The sequence below is a fragment of the Treponema sp. JC4 genome (assembly GCF_000260795.1).
Classification (GTDB): domain Bacteria; phylum Spirochaetota; class Spirochaetia; order Treponematales; family Treponemataceae; genus Treponema_D.
The window spans coordinates 1-19,015 of the sequence record NZ_AJGU01000039.1 but is presented as its reverse complement, the minus strand read 5'-3'; the positions used below and the strand labels follow the sequence as shown (position 1 = coordinate 19,015).

The window sequence follows — 19,015 nt, the reverse complement described above, 5'->3', positions numbered from 1 at the left end:
TTACTTTTTTCAAGGCTCCCTAAAACTTGGGAGTTTTTTCTTTTTAACCCGCTGAAGAGCAGTGTAGGGAGCCTAGAGCGCCTGGAAGGCGCGAGCGCTCACAAGCGGCCTGCAGCCGCTTGTGAGTAAGCAGACGCATAGCGGCTGCGCCGGAAAGTAGAGTAGGGAAGTAAAACTCCAGGTTGTAAATAAATGCTTCTGACTCAACTATCTGTGATCCAAAAGACTTAAAAGTTATCAGATTAGACTTCCAATTTTGATGCTTTCACAAGCATCAGTCTGTCCTCTAAAAATAATAGACTTCCCTTTATCAGCTTTACCTTGGGAACTCTTACTTTCAATTATTACTACCTCTCTGCGGGAGAAACGAAGGGCTTGTTCGGGAGCGCAGCGGACGAATGAGCGTCAGCGAACCCGTAGTTGCGACTCTTCGTGCGACTCGCCTAAAATCTCCATAGAAACAAAAAAAAACTCCCCTGAAACAGGGGAGCTATGGATTTGATTTGTATTTTACAATAAAACTACAGTGCTAAATCGCCGTCTTTGATCCAGCCGAGGCGGCGGAAGAGAAGTCCGAATGCCCATGAAAGAAGGCCTGGCAAAATAAAGCAGATTAATACGAGGCCAAGCCAGTTGAAGGCTGTCGGGCTGATTGCGCTGGCTCCGTGTCTGATAGCTGCTTCGCTTGGTGAGTACCAGCCGCTTACTACGCCAATCTGACCTACGAGGCCGCAGGTTCCCATTCCTGAGCTTACAGCAGGGCCATTCATTTCCATTTTGAAAAGGCAGGTTGAGATTGGACCTGTGATAACTGATGTCAAAATTGCTGGCAGCCATACTTTTGGATTTTTGATGATGTTAGGCATCTGAAGCATACTTGTTCCCAATCCCTGTGAGAGAAGGCCACCCCATTTGTTTTCGCGGAAGCTGAGAACGGCAAAGCCTACCATCTGAGCACAACAGCCGGCTACTGCTGCACCACCGGCAAGACCTGTAAGTCCGAAAGCGGCGCAGATTGCGGCAGAGCTGATTGGAAGGGTAAGTGCAACACCGATTACAACTGCAACGATGATTCCCATTACGAAAGGACGGAGTTTTGTTGCCCATACTACCAGGTGTCCGATAGAAGCAGCTGCGGCTCCGATGTGTTTTGCAAAGAGAACTGTAAGAAGGGAGCCAACCAGGATTGTAACTGCTGGAGTAACGATAATATCAACCTTTGTCTTTTTGCTTACAAGGTTTCCGCACTCTGCGGCGATGATTGCAATAAATAAAACTGCGAGTGGTCCGCCGGCACCGCCTGTTACGTTAGCGGCTGCGCCTACTGCTACGAGTGAGAAAAGTACCAGGGCAGGAAGCTGCATTGCAAAGCCGATTCCGACTGCCATTGCGGCACCTACAACATGAGCTTCTGCTGCAAATGCACCGGCATCGACTAAAAACTTGAAGAAGGCATTTTCACCCAGACGCAAAAGCTGCTGTCCGAGGGTTCTGATAATTGTACCGATAAGCAGGGAGGCAAAAAGTCCCTGCGCCATTCCGCTCATCGCGTCGATGAGGTAACGTTTAGCGTATTTGTTCATACGACTGTCTCCTGAAGCGGGCATAATAATCCCGCTAAAAAAAAGTTAATAATGTAATTTGGATATTATTTTGTGTCAGCCTGAAACTGACCGGCAGGATGTGTATTACGCTGTGCACCGTGGTGTCGCAGGTAAATCAGGACGCTATGGACTCTGACAATGTTCATTCCTAACGTAATTTCTTAGAAAATATTACAAAAGATTTGAAATCTTTGCAAGTTATGGGGGCGAGGGGAGTGAGGTTAGCCGGGGGGCTAGAATACCGGATTAAAGAGTTTGAAAGCCGGAGTATGACTGTAAGGCTGGTCAATCTGGATGAAAGCTGCGTCTATTACACTTGGTGTAATTGTAAGTATTGCAAAGCTTGGAGGATAATTTCCGCGGGGGCGGTTACAGCTTCCAGGATTCAGGATTTTTACGTTATGTTCTGTTTCTGTTGTAAAATATGGCAGGTGAGTGTGGCCATATAGGGCAATTTTGCAATATTCTGCGTCGGCCCGCATTGTGAGGGGGTAAAGCGTAAAATTTACGTTTTCGTTGTGGCCGTGGCAGAGGTAGATGTTCTTTCCTGCGGCTGTAAGCACCTGGTAGGCTGGCATTTTGTTTGAAATGCTTTTCTGAGGAAGAATTTTATAAGAAGAAGGGTCGCAGTTTCCCTGAACGTATGCGATAACTGGAGGAATTATAGAGCGAAGTTCGTCTGAAGTTTCGGCTTCTTCCAGAAGATGGGCAAGGTCGCTGGCGCCGTCTCCGCAAAAGGCAATGGCATCGCAGCCTGGACCGTAGTGAAATACGAGGTTTTTGAATATTTCTGAATTTCCGTGGGAATCGGAAAGAACGAGTATTCTTGCAGACTCTTTTTTAGAAAGAGCTTCAATGTCCTGAGGGCTTCCTATCAGTCTGTTTTCGTTTTCAATAATTTCTATCATAAACTCTCTCTTTCTGCTATTCGATTACAAAATGATTAATTGATTTGAGGCCGGATTCCGGATCGGTGTAATTATGAAATTTTCTTTTTTGAGTAATTTTTTCAAGATGATATAAAATATCAGGATAATCTGCAAAAGAAAAATCACAGAGGATTGTGTGTTCTATAAAGTTGAAGATTAATTTTTTTGTGTCGTCGCTTACGGTTTTTGACCCTTCTTCCGCCTTCAGCTCGTCCGTAATATCTGTATTTTGAGTTTTATCTATTATAAAGTCGCAGGTGGATTCAATTCCAAGTGTGTCATCCTGAGGATAAAGGGCAACTACCGGGAATGGAACCTCCTGATTCCATAAATCCTGATTGCGGGCAAGGGCAAGGTGTGAATGCTCTGGAGCGCCCAGAAGAAGGATGCCGCCGAATTCAATTTCGGGGTCAGAAAGGATGTTAAAAAGCTCTGTAGCATAGGAACGGCCGCCGCGTTTGAAATCATCCGGGAAGCGGAGAGGATAAATGATTCCTCCGTCTTCATAAAGCCCGTAATTCTGCTGGAGTTTTCCTATTATTTCGGTCTCAAAATCTTCTGAATTGAAATCGTAGCCGAAGAGAACAAGGATTTTTTTATTTGAGAAGGTATGAGAATGTGGAGTTTCCTGTATTTCAGAAGTATTTGATGATGAAAGCTGTATTTCGAGTGAATTTTGTGATGTCCCTTCTGCCTTTTTACCGCAGGAAGTGAGGGCGGTAAGAGTCAATAAAATGAAAGCAGAAGAGGTCAGTTTTTTACTTAGTTTTTCTTTCATGCCGCATATCTTAACGAATTTAGCCTAAACATAAAAGTATATAAGTTAAAAGTAGAAAAATTTTCTATTATATGATAGATTGCTTTTATCATGGCGTTAGTAACTCCTTTATTGGCATTAATTGGTAGTTTGGGCTTCCTTCTTTACGGTATGAAGCTTATGAGCGACGGTATTCAGAAGAGCGCAGGAGAGCGAATGCAGCGAACCCTGAGCCTTGTTACAGGAAACCGTTTTACAGCCCTTTTGACGGGTATGTTCATCACTATGGTGATTCAGTCATCTGGTGCTACTACTGTCATGGTTGTTACCTTTATCAATGCAGGTCTTTTGACACTTGCTCAGTCGGTGGGGGTAATTTTTGGTGCCAACATTGGTACTACAATCACAGCATGGATTGTAGCCATTTTTGGCTTTAATTTTAAGATTTCTGCGGTGGCTCTGCCTCTTGTCGGAATCGGTTACTTTGTTTCAATTGTAAAAAAAGCAAAATATGCAAATATAGCCCAGGCTTTGATGGGATTTGGAATGCTGTTCATGGGATTGAGCGGACTTTCCGAAGTTTTTACCCCGGAGCAGCTGGGCTTTTTATTTGTAATAAAAGGTGAAGGCGTAATTTCAATTTTAGTTGGCTTTGTAATTGGTATTTTTATTACAGCCATGCTTCACTCTTCATCAGCTTTTTCTGCAATCGTAATTACAATGGCTTACAACGGTCTTGTTTCCTGGGAACTTGCTGCTGCAATGACTTTGGGAAGTAATATCGGTTCTACAATCGATGCTGTTCTTGCGGCAATGGGAACTAATGCTGATGCCCGCCGTTCTGCTCTTGTACACGTACTTTTTAACGTATTCGGTACAATTCTTGCCCTGATGTTCTTCCATCCATTCCTGGATTTGATTATGTTCGTAACTCCGGGCGGAGAACATTCAAATATTGCAATCCGTATTTCAGTTTTGCATACAGTTTTCAAGCTGCTTTCTACTGTTGTATTCCTTCCTTTTACAAATCAGCTGGTAAAGCTTACCCAGCTTATGATAAAGGACGACAAGGAAGGCGAAAGAAAGGAATTCAGGCTGGAATTTATCGAGACAATCGGAAAGGACAACTTTGCAACTCATATTATCCGTGCAGAAAAAGCTGTAAGCGATATGTGTGATGTTGTTTCTGTTATGTTTGACCGTATTCAGATTGGCGTTACTAAGCGTGATTCAGATTACGAAGAGCATTATATGATTGCCGAGCAGGAAGAAGATTATGTTGACCAGATGCATGAGCAGATTACCCACTATCTGATTAAGTGCAGCGGACTTCAAATTACTGAAAAACAGCGTAATCACGTTTCAATCATGCTTCAGATTGTTGATGAGCTTGAGAACATGAGTGATAACTGCTACACAACAATTATGCTCATTCAGCGAAGTATAGAAAAGAAGATGAAGTTCCAGTCCAGCGATATGGAAAGAATGCTTCCGTATGTTGAGCTTGCCCGTCAGTTCCTTCAGTTTATTCACATCAATATTAATAAGCAGATTACACAGGAAAAGCTGGAGCTTGCACGAGAGCTTGAAGACGGCATTGACGCATTCAGAAAGGATCTGAAAAAGGTTGCAAGAAAGCGTCTTGAAAACGGTGCAGATGTTAAATCTGAGCTTTTGTATATCGATATGGTTCGTCAGATCGAAAAAATCGGAGATAACTGCTTTAATATTTCGGAAGCGCTCACTGCTTCTTAATAAGTATTTGTTATAAAAACCTCTTTTGTCCAATAAAAAATTTGCGTGATGTTTTTTGGTATGTTACAATAGTTTTATAGTAAAAAAACTATTGTATTTAAATATACAGGGGAAAAACAACAAAGGAGGATTTCTCTATGACTATTACCAAAAATCTGGAAGGCGAAAAGCTTACAATTGCACTGGAAGGCCGTCTGGACACGGTTACTTCACCTGATTTGGAATCAGAATTAAAGACCGCTCTTGAAGGTGCTAAAGAACTGATAATGGATTTCACAAAATTGGAATACATTTCATCTGCTGGACTTCGTGTACTCTTGTCTGCTCATAAAAAAAATGGATGGTAAGGGCGGAAAGATGAAAATCACTAACATCAACGAAATGGTTCGTGAGGTACTTGAAGTTACTGGCTTTATGAATGTTCTTACTGTAGAGTAAGGATTTTATTCATCCGGGAACTAAGTCAAGCAGGAGGAAAAGAACTATGAAATCAGATGTTGTTGTTGTAAACAGTCAGGGGGGCGGGTTTACAAAAGCTCTTGAAATAGCAAAAAATACAGCTAAATATGAAGGTCTTTCAAAGAAGTCTACACTTCATGTTCAGTTAATGACTGAAGAAATGCTTAGCCTTGCAAGTATCGTAGCAGGTGCTGAAAGTATTTCTTTCTGGATTGAAAAAGAAGGCGATAAGTTTGCATTCCATTTTTCAGCTAAAACTGTAATGAATCAGGAAAAGAAGGCAGAACTTCTTGCTGCAGCTACTTCTCGTAAAAATGAAGCTGCAAAATCATTCCTTGGTAAACTTCGCGATGCCTTTGAAAATGCAATGCTTGCAGATCCAGATCATTCAGAAGATATCCCTGAAGATATTATGGGAGATCTTGCAAACCATGAAATTTCTGATACTGAATACGATGGTTATGAACGCTCTGTACTTTGCCGACTTGCCGATGAAATTAAGGTAGGAATTCGCGGTGGCGTTGTTGATATGACAGTCCTTAAAAAAATGGACTAAAAAGCAGCTTAATGCGTAAAAAAGGCTGTCCAATTTTTATTGGACAGCCTTTTTTTTTTTGTGTGCTTGTTATTAGTTATTAGAGTACAGGCTTCATGCTTGTCATGTATGCATGGCACGGGCGTAATGCAACTTACAATTGGCAGTTATCGTTCCCGTGCCTTAACCTGTTCTTACAGAACAGGTTTCATAGATGTCATATAAGCTCTAAGCTTGCGTCCTACAACCTCGATAGGGTGGTTGCGGATTTCAGCATTTACGGCTACAAGTTCTGTGTTATTTACGCAGTTGTCTTTAACATCAAGGCCTTTACCGATAACGTCTGTGTGGAGTTTTGGCATAAGGTCTTTTGCCATCATTGGAGCTGCAACGCGGCTGAAGAGGTAACATCCGTACTCAGCAGTATCAGAAATTACGCGGTTCATTTCGTAAAGGCGTTTGCGGTCGATGAGGTTTGCAATAAGAGGAACTTCGTGGAGTGATTCGTAGTAAGCAGATTCTTCCTTAATACCAGCGTCAACCATAGTTTCGAAAGCAAGTTCACAACCAGCTTTAACCATAGCAACCATCAAAATACCCTTGTCGAAGTATTCCTGTTCTGTGATTTCATCAGCTGCTTCTTTTGTTGATTCGAATGGAAGCTTACCTGTATCTTCGCGCCATGTAAGAAGGTCTTTATCTCCTGCTGCCCAGTCTTTCATCATTGTGCTGGAGAATTTTCCGCTGATGATGTCGTCCATGTGCTTCTGATAAAGTGGTGCAAGCAAAGTTTTGATGTCTTTTGAAAGCTGGTTAGCCTTGATTTTTGCAGGGTTTGAAAGGCGGTCCATCATGTTTGTAATTCCACCCCATTTAAGAGCTTCTGAAATTACGTTCCAGCCGTGCATCAAAAGTTTTGTAGCATATTCTGGGCTGATTCCTTCTGCAACCATTTTGTCGAAACAAACGATTGTTCCTGCCTGCAGCATACCGCAGAGGATTGTCTGTTCACCCATAAGGTCAGATTTAACTTCTGCAACGAAAGATGATTCAAGAACACCGGCTTTGCTTCCGCCCATACCTACAGCAAGAGCTTTAGCCATTGCCCAACCCTTTCCTTCAGGGTCGTTAGCAGGGTGAACAGCGATAAGGTCAGGTACACCAAATCCGCGCTGGAATTCGTGCCAAACTTCTGTACCTGGTCCTTTTGGAGCACACATGATTACTGTGATATCAGGACGGATTTCCATTCCTTCTTCAATCATGTTGAATCCGTGTGAATACCAGAGAGCTGAGCCCTTCTTCATCTTTTTCATAACTTCTGTGATTACAGGAGTGTGCTGTTTATCTGGAGTAAGGTTACCAACAAGGTCAGCAGTTGGAATCATTTCGTCGTAAGTACCAACTTTGAATCCGTTTTCTGTAGCGTTTTTCCAAGACTGGCGTTTTTCTGTAATAGCCGATTCTCGGAGTGCGTATGAAACGTCCAATCCTGAGTCACGGAGACACATACCCTGGTTGAGTCCCTGAGCACCGCAACCTACGATTACGATTTTTTTACCTTTAAGAGCGTTAACTCCGTCTGCAAACTCGTCTTTTGACATTGAACGGCAATGTCCCAACTGAAGGCGTGCTTCACGCCAAGGAATAGCATTAAAATAGTTGTTTCCCATTTTTTAATGACCTCTTGTTATAAGTTTTTACGGCTTTAGTATAACGGTGAAGTTGTGTTGCGTAAAGTGAATTATTTAACATTTAATATTGCGAAATTATCAATGTTAAATGTGCTTTATATATGGATACATTATCCAATAACCTGCACACTCTTCTAACTTTTATGAATTTACACAGACAAAAAAATTTGCTTTCTACATATTTGAAAAGTATAATTCAAGAACAAGATGTTTTATTTATAAGTTAAATTAAACTGTAGGGGAATAATGCATGATGAAACGAATTAGTATTTTTTTCTCTTTTCTATTGATAAATTATATTTGTTTTGCAGATATTCCGTTATGGTTAAAACAGCCGGAAAAAGTCTTTCCTCAAAATGAATATATTCGAGCTATGGGTGAGGGAACTTCTGAAAAGTTGGCTCAAAATTCTGCGCTTACAGGTATTTCCCAATTTTTTAATACTAAAGTCGAGGTTCTGACAGTTGCAGTGAAAGAATCAAATGCCATAATAAGTGAAGATAAACAACGCTTTGATTCAAAACAGTCTTTCTCACAAATTGCTAAAATTACTTCAACAGCAGAGTTTTTTTGTGTTTATTTCACAGAGCCTTATTATGATAAAAAAAGTGATAAGTATTCAGTATTGGCTTATATCAACAGAAGTGAGGCTTTAAAGATTTATAAATCTCGAATCACAGCTATTATGGACTCTATAGAAGAATACGAGTCATATTCAAAAAACGAAATTGAACCTTTTCTGATTCTTTCTTTATTAAAGAAAGAGCAAACTTTAGCTGTTTTAGCAGAGAAATACATACAGTCAGAAATACTTCTTGTTCCATCGGATAGTGAAGTTTACAAAAAAGATTTACAGACAATAAGTCATATAAAACCACAAGTTGATAAATTGAAAACACAGATGACATTTTCTATAAATATGATTCAAAAAGAGCCTGTATATAATCCTGTTTTCAGTACTATTGCGTCTATCCTCGAAAAAGATGGTTTTGCATATTCTATTTCAGGAGCAAAATATCAGATTATTGTTGATATTGACTGCATTGAAGAATCTTATGAGGCTGGTCAGTTTGTACGCCCATCAGTTGATATTGCTATAGTAAATAATTCTGGAAATGGAGTTTATACATATTCAAAAGCATTTCCAAGAATTGGAAGTAAGACAACAGAACAAGCCTATACTCGTGCAGTAACAAAAATTAATCAAGATTTAAAAGATAATTTTTTGCAGGAATAATTTTTATGAAATATAACTTTGGGGGTAAACATGAGAAAGTTAGCAAAGCTTTGTGCTATTTGTATTGTTTTTTCAATTGGAATGCCGTTTTATGCAAAAGATTCTGAGTTTGAAGATTTGCTGAATAAGGCCGCAACAGAAGTTACTGCTGATATTGAAAATTCTGTAACCTCGATTGCAATTCTTGATGTTCAAACTGAATATTGGGCTGTGTCTGATTATATTGTTGATGAACTTGCCCATTATTTTACCCGCCGTTTTGGTGTTGGAAATGTTATTGCTCATGATGAATTTACACGATCATTGATTGAAAAAGAACTTGATTATCAACAGTCTGGTTCTGTAAGTGATGAGACCATTCAGGAAATTGGAAGAGAACTTGGAGTTGATTGTGTAATTATAGGTGAGTTTACAGAGATTTCCAGCGGTTATCAGCTTTTTGTAAAAGCTAATCATGTGGAAACAAAAAAGATTCTGTGTTCCTGGAAGGCTAAAATTAAAAAAACTGATAAGGAAGTAAAATTTCAGATTGAAAAATCAAAAAAAGGAAGTCGCCCTGTGGCTCAGGTTTCATCTAAACAAAAAAATCAGTCTCAAAAGAGTACTACAGGGTTGATGGCCTCTATGATAAATGAAAATGGAGATGATGTTTCTGTCCTATATCCAGCTGATATTATTCGTTTTAGAGTTTCATCTGAAAAAAATGCATATCTTGCTATTTTGTGTATTGATGCGAAAGGTGATGAAGAATGGCTTCCAATTCAAAATAATTATATCAGGGCTGGGGAAAGCAGAATTTTCCCTGATATTCCTGGAGCAGTTCTTAGAGTTGATGAAGGAATGTTTGGTGATGAGCAAGTGGTTGTGTATGCTGCAAATACAGAAGAAGAACTTCCAAATCGAAAAAGTATAATGGCAATTAATGGATCAAGAGGACTCTCATTGGTTAGTGGCAGCACAAGTGCTGTAAAGGAAACAATCAATTATACAATAAAGCGAAGATAGGTGGGATTATGAAATTCAGAAAGTGATATTTTTCAGGTCTTTTGGTATTGATATGTTCAGCATGTATTTTTGGGCAATCTTCCCGAAAACTGACTTTAAGTTCAACAGATAATCAGAAAAATAAAACTGTAACGCCTGTAAGCGAGGCACCTCGTATTGAGCTTGCAAAAAATCAGATTTGTAATGTTTATGCAATTGCTTATAGTCCGGATGGTAAGCATATTGTTGCAGGATATAATAATAATCAGGTTCGAATTTGGGATGCCACTACTGGTAAAATGGAGCGTGTATTAAAAGGGCATTCAGGAGTTGTATGGTCTGTGGCATATAGTCCAGATGGAAAGATGGTAATTAGTGGCTCTGCTGATAAAACCGTAAAATGCTGGGATGCGGAAACTGGTAACCTTATCAGAACCCTACCAGATAAAAAAGGCGATCAGGGACATTCTTCTATAGTTTCATATGTTACTTTTAACCCAAGCGGAACTTATATTGCATCAGGTTCATCTGACAAAAGCGTTAAATTTTGGGATGCGGCTACAGGTATGCTGCTTCAGACTCTTTCGGATACTCATACGAAAACTGTTGCTGCAATATCATATAGTAAAAGCGGACGATACGTAGCAACAGCATCATGGGATAATACTACAAAAATCTACCATGCAATGGGTGGAATTGAACGGAATTTACTTACTGGTCATAATGGTGCGGTATATGCTGTTGAATTCAGTCCTGATGAGAAATATATTGCAACAGGTTCGGCTGATAATTCTATACGTATTTATGATGTTGAGAATGGAAAATTTGTTCGCGCTATTACTGATATTACGGGAGAAGTTTGGACTATTTCATACAGTCCTGATGGAAAAATAATAGCTGCCGGAACTTCAGATGGCAGTGTCGTAATTTTCGATTCTATTACTGGTAAAAAAATAACCCGTTTTGACGGTCATCAAAAAGAAGTTCGTTCCTGTGTTTTTGATTTAAAAGGCGGTCATCTGTTTACAGGCGACAGTGAAGGCATTATAAAAATGTGGGATGTAGAAAAAGGAACACTTCTAGTTACAATGCTTCAGGTAACAGATGGTGAATGGGTAACTTGGACTCCAGATGGATATTTGACAGGTTCTGACGGGGCTCTTACTGAACTTTCGTATACAGTAGGAAATAAAAAATATTCTTTAGATGAAATAAAATCTACGGTATTGAGACCTGATGTTGTTGCAGCTCAAATGCAGGGCACTGTTCGTCCTGAAATTTCAGAAGATAATACCTTTGCAGCCATTGTTGCTCGTGAATCTAGCCCCGATATAGAGTTGACCGTTACAAATGCAGATGGTTCAAAACGTACGAATAATTCAAAGCGTGACGTTTTAGTTTCAATAAAGGCGGTAGATACTGGAAGTGGAATTGGAAGGGTATATGTAAAACTTAACGGAAGAGCTTTTTTGGCTTCGGATGGAGAATCAAGTGTAAAAGGCCAGTCTCATAGTTTTAGTTTGCCACATCCTCTATCACTTCGTCATGGTAAAAACATTATCAGTGTTTCTGTATTTGATTCAACAAATAAAAAAGAACATCAATCTGCGCAGGCTGAATTTGAATGGACTGGAAATATTCAGAAATCCCGTCTGTTTGTCCTTGCAGCAGGTGTAGACAAATATAATGATAAGTCAATACCGCAATTAAAAGCTTGTGTGGCTGATGCTAAGGCGATTGCAGAAACCAGCAGACAGTATGCTGGTGACTTATATATAAATGTATTTGAAAAAGTGTTAGTTGACGGGGCTGTTACGCATCAGAATCTCTTGAATACAATTCGTGAATTTGGTCAGTCTGTTCAGCCCGATGATGTATTTATTCTTTATCTTGCAGGTCATGGAATTACACATTCAGATGGTGAATATTATTATATTCCGGTTGATTTTAAAAATACCGGTATTAATTCTGTCGAAAAATATGGTGTTTCCAAGTGGGAAATCATTTCAGCACTTTCTACTGTTCGGGCAGAAAATGTGACTGTAATTTTAGACACTTGTAATTCGGCTTCTTTTAGTACTAAGCAGCCAACTGTTGCAGAAATGGCAACAATGTCTAGACAGGCAATTATAGAAAAATTTGGAGCGCTTTCTGGATTTGATTTAATTTCTGCTTGTACTTCTACACAGACTGCGCAGGAGAATTTCAATGGGCATGGAGTTTTCACTTATTGTTTGCTTGATGGAATAAAAGGAGCAGCTGATCTTGATCAGAATGGTCAGGTTACTTCTGCAGAACTTGCAACTTATGTTATTAAGGAAGTTCCAATTCAAGCAAATAAGAGATTTGGGTACAAGCAGGAACCTCAGCGTTCTCAGCCAAAATTTGATTTCCCTATGTTCGGACGTTTAAATCCTCTTGAAGGACAGAGTTTGAAGGAAGCTTTGGAAATTGCAAAACTTGTCCGTGAAAAGGGGCTGGACTTGGAAGCTGCAACTGTTCAGGTAAAAGTAGTTTATGTTACTGAAAACAGAGATTCAATTATTCAAGACAGGGTAGAGACTGTTGCTTCAGAAAAATATCAGAAAAAAGGTGCTCCTGAAGAAAAATATAAGGTTGGAGTTTTATTCCCTTCAAGCACTTCAAAAAAATGGAATAAAGATGGTAATGAAATATTAAAGGCTCTGAAAAAAAATGGATATGCTGTAACACTACAGTTCGCAAGTGACACGGTCAGTACACAGATTCAGCAGATAAAAAAAATGATAGCTGGTGGTTACAAAATTTTGGTGATAGCTGCTGTTGACGGAAATGCTCTTACAGATGTCTTGAAAACTGCAAAATCTCAGGGTGTAAAGGTTATAGCTTTTGATCGCCTGATTATGAATTCCGATGCCATTAATTATTATGCGACATTTGATAATTACGATATTGGAAGGATTCAGGGGGATTATCTTGTAGAAAAACTTAATTTGAAGAACCGAACTTCCGCTAATCCTGCTTATATTGAATTTTTTACAGGTGCACTTAATGATAATAATGTTAATTTCTTCTTTGGCGGAGCTATGGATGTTCTTCGTCCTTATCTTAAATCTGGAGTCTTGGTTTGTCGTTCAGGAGAAACTTCAAAAGAGCAGTGTGCAACACAATGGTGGTCATCAGAGGTAGCGCAAGAACGTATGAATTCTCTTATTAAATCTCAAAAATATGGTTCTAATGGAGTAAAACTTGATGCCGTTTACTCTTCAAATGACTCATGTGCGGCTGGAATTGTAAAAGCACTGCTTTCAGCTGGATATAATGAAAAAAATATACCAATTGTAACTGGACAAGATTGTGAGACCTATGCCGTAAAAAATGTAATAGCGGGAACTCAGGCAATGTCTATATTGAAAGATTCAACTGCAGTTGCTCTTCATGTTGTTGATATGATAGATGCTATTGCCAATGGATTCGAGCCAGAGATAAATGATACGACTACTTATGATAACGGAACTGGTTATATTCCAAGTTATCTGCATAAAACAGTCTATGTAGATAAATCTAATTATAAGGCTTTATTGATTGATTCTGGTTATTATTTGGCATCTGAGCTTAAATAAGAAGCTGAATTTTATTTTATAATCTGCGTGAGCGCTGGGAGCCCCGAAGTTGGTGCGCAACTGAAAGTTGCGTACCAATGAGCGGTAGCGAAGGGCGGACATAGCGACCGCCGTTTACGGCGGGCACGCCGGTTTTATGCTTTTTTATTCTTTTCTTTTCCGCTATATTAAATATATGAAAACAAAAACAACAGTGCTGATTTTCGTTCTTATTGCACTTTCACTTACCGGCTTTTTCTTTTATTCACGCCGCTTTATTGTAAAACCTGAAAACTCTATTACACGTTCAAAAGTTATCAATACTTCTACAGGCGAAAATAATCTGCAGGAAAATGCAAAACTGCCTTCTGCCAGCGAAAATGAAAAATACGAAACATTTGTTCCGCTGCTTCCTGGCGAAACTTTAATCGGAGCCCTTACTATAGATATAAATAACGACGGTTATGATGATGAACTTATTGTAGTAAGAAAAACTTCTTCTCCTTATTTATGGATTGTTCCGGGTATTTACAATTCAAACACCCATGAATACGACCGCTATGATGAAATTCAAACAAAGTTTACCCGTACCAGAACTTTTTCTTACAGCGCAATGGATTTGATTGGTGATCACAAAAATTCAATCATTTATCAGGGTGTGGATGACAGCGGTAATTACGTTATGCAGATTTACAACCTGAAAACCAGCCCTATGGGAATTCCTTCTATTGTAAATATTGGAGATTTTTCTTCTGATGGTACGGTTTTTATTCAGCAGACTGAGCGTTCTGAAAATTACGAGCTTGGAATTGCCCGCGGAGAAAGTTTTTCTGTCTGGGTTTATAAATCAGAGCCGCCGGAGGAAACTCCTTCCGTAAATACAGCAAACGCCACTAAAAAGCCTGCCCAGAATCAGCCTAATCAGATTCAACAGGAATATAAATGGAATCCTTTTACCCAGCATTATGAACTTGCCCAGCAGATTAAGGTAAATGCAAGCCGTCTTATGGCAAAGGAGCTTTCAAAAATTCAGGATGGAACGGTTGAATCTTTTGCGGCTTTCTTGAACGGGCTCTGGTATAAAACTTCTAATGCAGATGGTAATATCCGTTATCTTTTCTTTGATTATAATAACCGTGAAATCATTCATCTTTTTAATGATACTCAGGAAGTTTATCAGTGGGATGATTCAAAACTCCGTCATAATGGAATTTATCTTACAACCGTAAACTCGGATATTTTGACCCTTCACCGTCGTTTTGATATTGCTCTTATTAATACTGATGAAATCCGAATTACAATCCGTGATGACATCAACCTTTTGATTAAAGAAAGTACAACCTGGGATGGTAACTATAAAAAACTCAGTCTTCAGAATTCCTTTGATCAGGCAAAGAAGACTGTTATTATGGAAGCAATTCAGAAGGAACTTAAAAAGTCTGAAAGCTGGGCTACTCCTGACGGTCAGTTTACCCTTGTTTTTAAGGATTCTGCCTTTGAATCAAAGAATGGTGGAAATAGTGAAGCCGGTGTTTATTCTCTGATGATGGCTGGAAATGATGTTGTTCTTCAGCTTTTGCCGGACAATCCTTTTTCTGTCTTAAATGAATTTTATACCATTTCTTTTGGAAGTAAGGTGATTACCGAAACTGTAAAAAAGAAGACAGTTGAAAAAACAGTTTCTGATTATGATACGATTATTCTTTTGCCGGTAAAAATTACTCCGACAGACTGCTTTGCTACAGAAGGACGTTCCTTCCAGTTGAGCCGTGGATCTGTTGAATAAATTCTCCTTTTCTGATATATTATTCGGACATTTTGAGATATAAGGAGCTTTAAGAAAATGAGTAAGCAGAAACTTGATGCAAAAACTCGCACAACAACTGGTAAAACAGCTGCTAAAAATCTTCGCAAAGAAGGACGTATCCCAGCCGTAGTATACAATGATAAAGGCCAGGCTACATCAATCGACGTTAGCGAAGTAGAATTCAACAAAATCTGGAGAAACGTAACTCCAACAACTTCTATCACACTTACTGTAGATGGAAAAGACAGCCTTGCTTTGATTAAAGATGTTGAATACAACATCCGCACAGACAAAGTTCTTCACGCTGATTTCTTTGTTCCTGCTGCAGATCAGAAACTTGTTTCTAAAATTAAGGTTCACTACACAGGTACTCCTGCTGGTGTTCTTAAGGGTGGTTTCAAGAAAGAACGCAACAACGAAATCAAAATTAAGTGTACAATTGCTGACCTTCCAGAGACAATCACAGCTGATGTTTCAGGAATCAACGTTAGTGAAGCATTGCGCGTAAAAGATTTGAAAGTTGGTAAAAACATTGAAGTTCTTACAGATGCAGAACTTCCATTGGTAACTGTTTCACCAGCACGCTAATCTTTACTAAAAAGGATTTTCAAGCCAGAATACTTAAAGGTGTTCTGGCTTTTTTTATGACTGAATTTGATATTAAAGTTTATGAAAGCTTAAAAAAACTCGGTGTGGATTTTTCTGCGGGATTACGACTGGGAGCTGCGGTTTCTGGCGGGGCAGATTCAGTCTGTCTTTTGCTTTCTTTATGTGAACTTAGCCGCGAATATGGCTTTAAGCTTTTTGTTGTGAATGTAAATCATAACCTGCGGGAGGCTGGTGAGACAGACGGGGATTCTGCTTTTGTAAAGGATTTATGCCTGCGTCTGGCCGGGGATGGTGTTAATCTAGAATTTATAGGTCAGGTTATTCTTCGCGGTAAGCTTGAAAGTATTGCAGATGAGCGGGGTGGCGGTATTGAAGATGCTGCCCGTTCTGAGCGTTATAAAATTTTTGAAAACGTAATTGCTTCTCATTTCCTGGATTTTTTGTGCCTTGCTCATAATCAGAATGACCTTTTGGAAACTGCCTTGATGCGTTTTTTGCAGGGGAGTTTTACAGAAAAGTATGCAGTTGCGGCTCGCCGGGCTAAGTTTTTGCGGCCTTTGCTTGGAATAAGCCGGGCAGAAATTGAAGAATATCTGCGTGCGGCAGGTCAAGACTGGAGAACAGATTCTACCAATGCCGATGACTCCTACCTGCGAAATAATATCCGTTTGAATTTGCTGCCGCTTCTGGACGAAAAGTTCGCGGGTTGGAAAAGCGGAGTTTTAAAGGGACTTGAAAAAAGCGAGCTGGATGGCCAGCTGATTGAAGAGGCGGTGGAAAAGGCCTTTAAAGAAACTGAAAGTAATAAAGATTCAGTTTTAATCCCACTTGATTTATTAAAAGGACTTTCTTCCGCAGTAAAAGTTCGTCTTTTATATAAGGTTTGCAATCAGATTTGCGGGGAGCAGCGAATTCCTTTTGCCTTTATCAAGGATGTCTGCCGGGCAGCAGCTTCCTCTTCCTTCGCCAGCAAGCGTTATAAAAATATAGAAATTTCATGTAAAAACGGCCATATAATTGTAAAAAAAAGCGTTAAAACTCAAACGGATTTTACTTTTTCTGTTATAATAGAAGAAGACGGAAATTATGAGTTTGATTTTGGAAATCTGGAAGTAAAAAAAGCTCCGGATGGCAGAATTCTTCTTTTTTGGGAGGAAAAACTGCTTGCTTCAAATCTGACTCTGCCACTGCTTTTACGTTCTGCCCTTTTGACTGATGAAGTTGAAACGAAGGACGGTTCAATGAAAAAGGTTTCAGACGTATTTTCAGACTGGCACCTTTCTGAATCAGAAAGAGGGCATATCCCTCTTGTGCAGGAATTATCTTCAAAAAATCAAAGAATCTGCTGTATCTTAGGCGAGGTTCTGGGGTTTGATAATTGGATTGTAAAATGAAAAAGTTTATTTCTATATTAATCACACTTTTTTTTGCAGAAGTTTTTTTTGCCCAGAATTCTGCTGATGTTGCAAATAGGGCTACAGCTCTGCGCTGTCTTAAAGTTGCAGAAAGCTGTCTTGTAGGAAATGATTTTCAGACGGCAAACTCGCAGGCAGAAATGGGACTTTCTTATGATGATTCAATTTCTGATCTTTTTTATGTAAAAGCGGCTGCAGGCTTAAAGCTTGGTAATTCAAAAGCAGAGGTTATCAAGCTGCTTTATGAAGCTTTTGAAAAAAATAACTGGGTTGAATATATGGAAACAGGAGCCCGCATTCTTTATGCTGACCTGCTTTCTGACCGTGGCCAATACGATAAATCGATGGAAGTTCTGGATTATGATCCATTTATTTATTCCGCTGATGCCGAGTTTATAAGAATTAAGAATGAATATCGCATTGGAAGTGAAGATTCAATCAGCCGGGCAAGAAATAAAATTAATGCTGCCCGCCGTATTTATGCTTCTGACCTCCGCTTTATGCAGTGCTTTTTTTATTTTGAAGCAGCATACAAGATTCATTCAATTTCTCATAAGACAGAATACAAAACTCCTGAAATAGTACAGACAATTGCAAATGCCTATATGCTTCATCTTCCTGACTATTCTGGAAAAAATCAGGAACTTGAGCTTATGGCCTCTTTCTTTGCGGAAGGGGATATGAAAAACCGTCTTATCCACGCAATTGATGCAAAAAATATGAGTATTCAGCCTTTGCTTGCGCTGGCGGTTTTGTACCATGGACTCTATACAGAAGAGCAGGCTCTGGATTTGTTCTTTAAAACTTCGGGAAATAAAATCAATCTTAATCTTCTTGAAGCTATGGCGGCTTTAATTAAAGGGGATCAGGCAAAATATCAGCTTGCTGAACGCCTTACAAATATTGAATGTACGCTTTTGATTGATGATGATTTTGATTTGCAGAATGAACTGGAAGTTTTATATAAAAACGGTCGCCCTGACACTTTCACTTTTACAAAGCATAATGACGGTGTAACTGATATAAAGGCAGTTTGCGATCTTGGAGCCGTTGATAATTTGATTTTGAACGAAAAGGTTCAGATTTCCTATTACGAGTATCCTGAGGTTAAGGATATTTATGTTGAACGCGACACAGAAAAGGAAATTTATTTTGAATTTTTAAGAAAGGCTTATAATTATTCACTTCTGGAAATCAAAAAACACGAGGTTCTTGCTGATTTTGGAGTAGATTTTTATATTCCACAGATTAACAGAGATTATCAGATTCCTCAGGTTGATGAGGTAAGAAAAAACTGCTCACGCATGAAGTTCTATATTACAGAAAGAAACGGCGGCAGCGTAGTTTACAATATGTTTGAAGGTCAGCCGGTAGATGCTGTTTTTTATGAAGTCAGCAAGATGTATGCAACCTGTAATTTTAAATCAGGACTTCCTTTTGTTCGTTTTGCAGATTATGACGGCGACGGCTATTTTGAAACACAGGAAGTTTTTGACCTCTATAATCCGGAAAATAACAGAATTTCAGAAGAAAACAAAAATATTGTTGCTCATGTATTCAGCATGATGGCGGGAACTCAAAATCTTTATCTTAAAAAAGTAAGAATTGACCGCAATGCCAACCAAGACATTTTAGTAATTTGTCAGAAA

General features: G+C 39.2%; 14 protein-coding genes. 10 read left to right on the top strand and 4 right to left on the bottom strand.

Translation table 11 applies throughout. The annotated features are described in order from the left end of the window. Window positions 1–521 precede the first annotated feature (521 nt). The 3 genes from MSI_RS11405 to MSI_RS11395 form a co-directional block, all read right to left on the bottom strand. Window positions 522–1,583, bottom strand: coding sequence for a PTS transporter subunit IIC (locus tag MSI_RS11405; protein WP_009107126.1), 1,062 nt, complete (start codon window positions 1,581–1,583; stop codon window positions 522–524). 254 nt (window positions 1,584–1,837) lie between these two features. Next, a complete protein-coding gene (locus MSI_RS11400) occupies window positions 1,838–2,512 on the bottom strand; it encodes a YfcE family phosphodiesterase (protein WP_009107123.1) in 675 nt (224 codons plus the stop codon). 16 nt (window positions 2,513–2,528) lie between these two features. Then, on the bottom strand, window positions 2,529–3,311 hold the full coding sequence (locus tag MSI_RS11395; RefSeq protein ID WP_009107121.1) for a hypothetical protein: 783 nt from the start codon (window positions 3,309–3,311) through the stop codon (window positions 2,529–2,531). A gap of 90 nt (window positions 3,312–3,401) precedes the next feature. On the opposite strand from MSI_RS11395, the gene MSI_RS11390 reads away from it, so the two are divergent. From MSI_RS11390 to MSI_RS11380, 3 genes are all read left to right on the top strand, one after another. Then, on the top strand, window positions 3,402–5,045 hold the full coding sequence (locus MSI_RS11390; RefSeq protein ID WP_009107119.1) for a Na/Pi cotransporter family protein: 1,644 nt from the start codon (window positions 3,402–3,404) through the stop codon (window positions 5,043–5,045). A gap of 137 nt (window positions 5,046–5,182) precedes the next feature. Continuing rightward, on the top strand, window positions 5,183–5,392 hold the full coding sequence (locus MSI_RS11385) for an STAS domain-containing protein (protein ID WP_009107116.1): 210 nt from the start codon (window positions 5,183–5,185) through the stop codon (window positions 5,390–5,392). A gap of 137 nt (window positions 5,393–5,529) precedes the next feature. Next, a complete protein-coding gene (locus MSI_RS11380) occupies window positions 5,530–6,060 on the top strand; it encodes a hypothetical protein (protein WP_009107112.1) in 531 nt (176 codons plus the stop codon). A gap of 173 nt (window positions 6,061–6,233) precedes the next feature. Here the strand turns inward: MSI_RS11380 and ilvC are convergent, their stop codons facing one another. Continuing rightward, window positions 6,234–7,712, bottom strand: coding sequence for a ketol-acid reductoisomerase (ilvC, locus tag MSI_RS11375; protein WP_009107110.1), 1,479 nt, complete (start codon window positions 7,710–7,712; stop codon window positions 6,234–6,236). A gap of 271 nt (window positions 7,713–7,983) precedes the next feature. Here ilvC and MSI_RS11370 point away from each other — a divergent pair, with 271 nt between their 5' ends. The 7 genes from MSI_RS11370 to MSI_RS11340 all read left to right on the top strand — a co-directional run. After that, window positions 7,984–8,970, top strand: a complete 987-nt coding sequence (locus MSI_RS11370) for a hypothetical protein (RefSeq protein WP_009107108.1) — start codon at window positions 7,984–7,986, stop codon at window positions 8,968–8,970. A 30-nt stretch (window positions 8,971–9,000) separates the two neighbouring features. Next, a complete protein-coding gene (locus tag MSI_RS11365; RefSeq protein WP_009107106.1) occupies window positions 9,001–9,975 on the top strand; it encodes a DUF4384 domain-containing protein in 975 nt (324 codons plus the stop codon). 41 nt (window positions 9,976–10,016) lie between these two features. Beyond that, window positions 10,017–13,556 carry a substrate-binding domain-containing protein gene (locus MSI_RS14350; protein WP_081481386.1) on the top strand — a complete coding sequence of 1,180 codons (3,540 nt, stop codon included), beginning with the start codon at window positions 10,017–10,019 and terminating at the stop codon, window positions 13,554–13,556. 175 nt (window positions 13,557–13,731) lie between these two features. Next, window positions 13,732–15,321: a pallilysin-related adhesin gene (locus MSI_RS11355; RefSeq protein ID WP_192807763.1), complete on the top strand. Its 1,590-nt coding sequence runs from the start codon at window positions 13,732–13,734 to the stop codon at window positions 15,319–15,321. Window positions 15,322–15,378: 57 nt separating this feature from the next. Then, window positions 15,379–15,930, top strand: a complete 552-nt coding sequence (locus MSI_RS11350; RefSeq protein ID WP_009107100.1) for a 50S ribosomal protein L25 — start codon at window positions 15,379–15,381, stop codon at window positions 15,928–15,930. 56 nt (window positions 15,931–15,986) lie between these two features. Beyond that, window positions 15,987–17,345, top strand: coding sequence for a tRNA lysidine(34) synthetase TilS (tilS, locus tag MSI_RS14140; protein ID WP_009107098.1), 1,359 nt, complete (start codon window positions 15,987–15,989; stop codon window positions 17,343–17,345). Continuing rightward, the coding region (locus MSI_RS11340) for a hypothetical protein (RefSeq protein WP_039924785.1) at window positions 17,342–19,015 on the top strand (1,674 nt) is incomplete at its 3' end. The genes tilS and MSI_RS11340, both read left to right, overlap by 4 nt.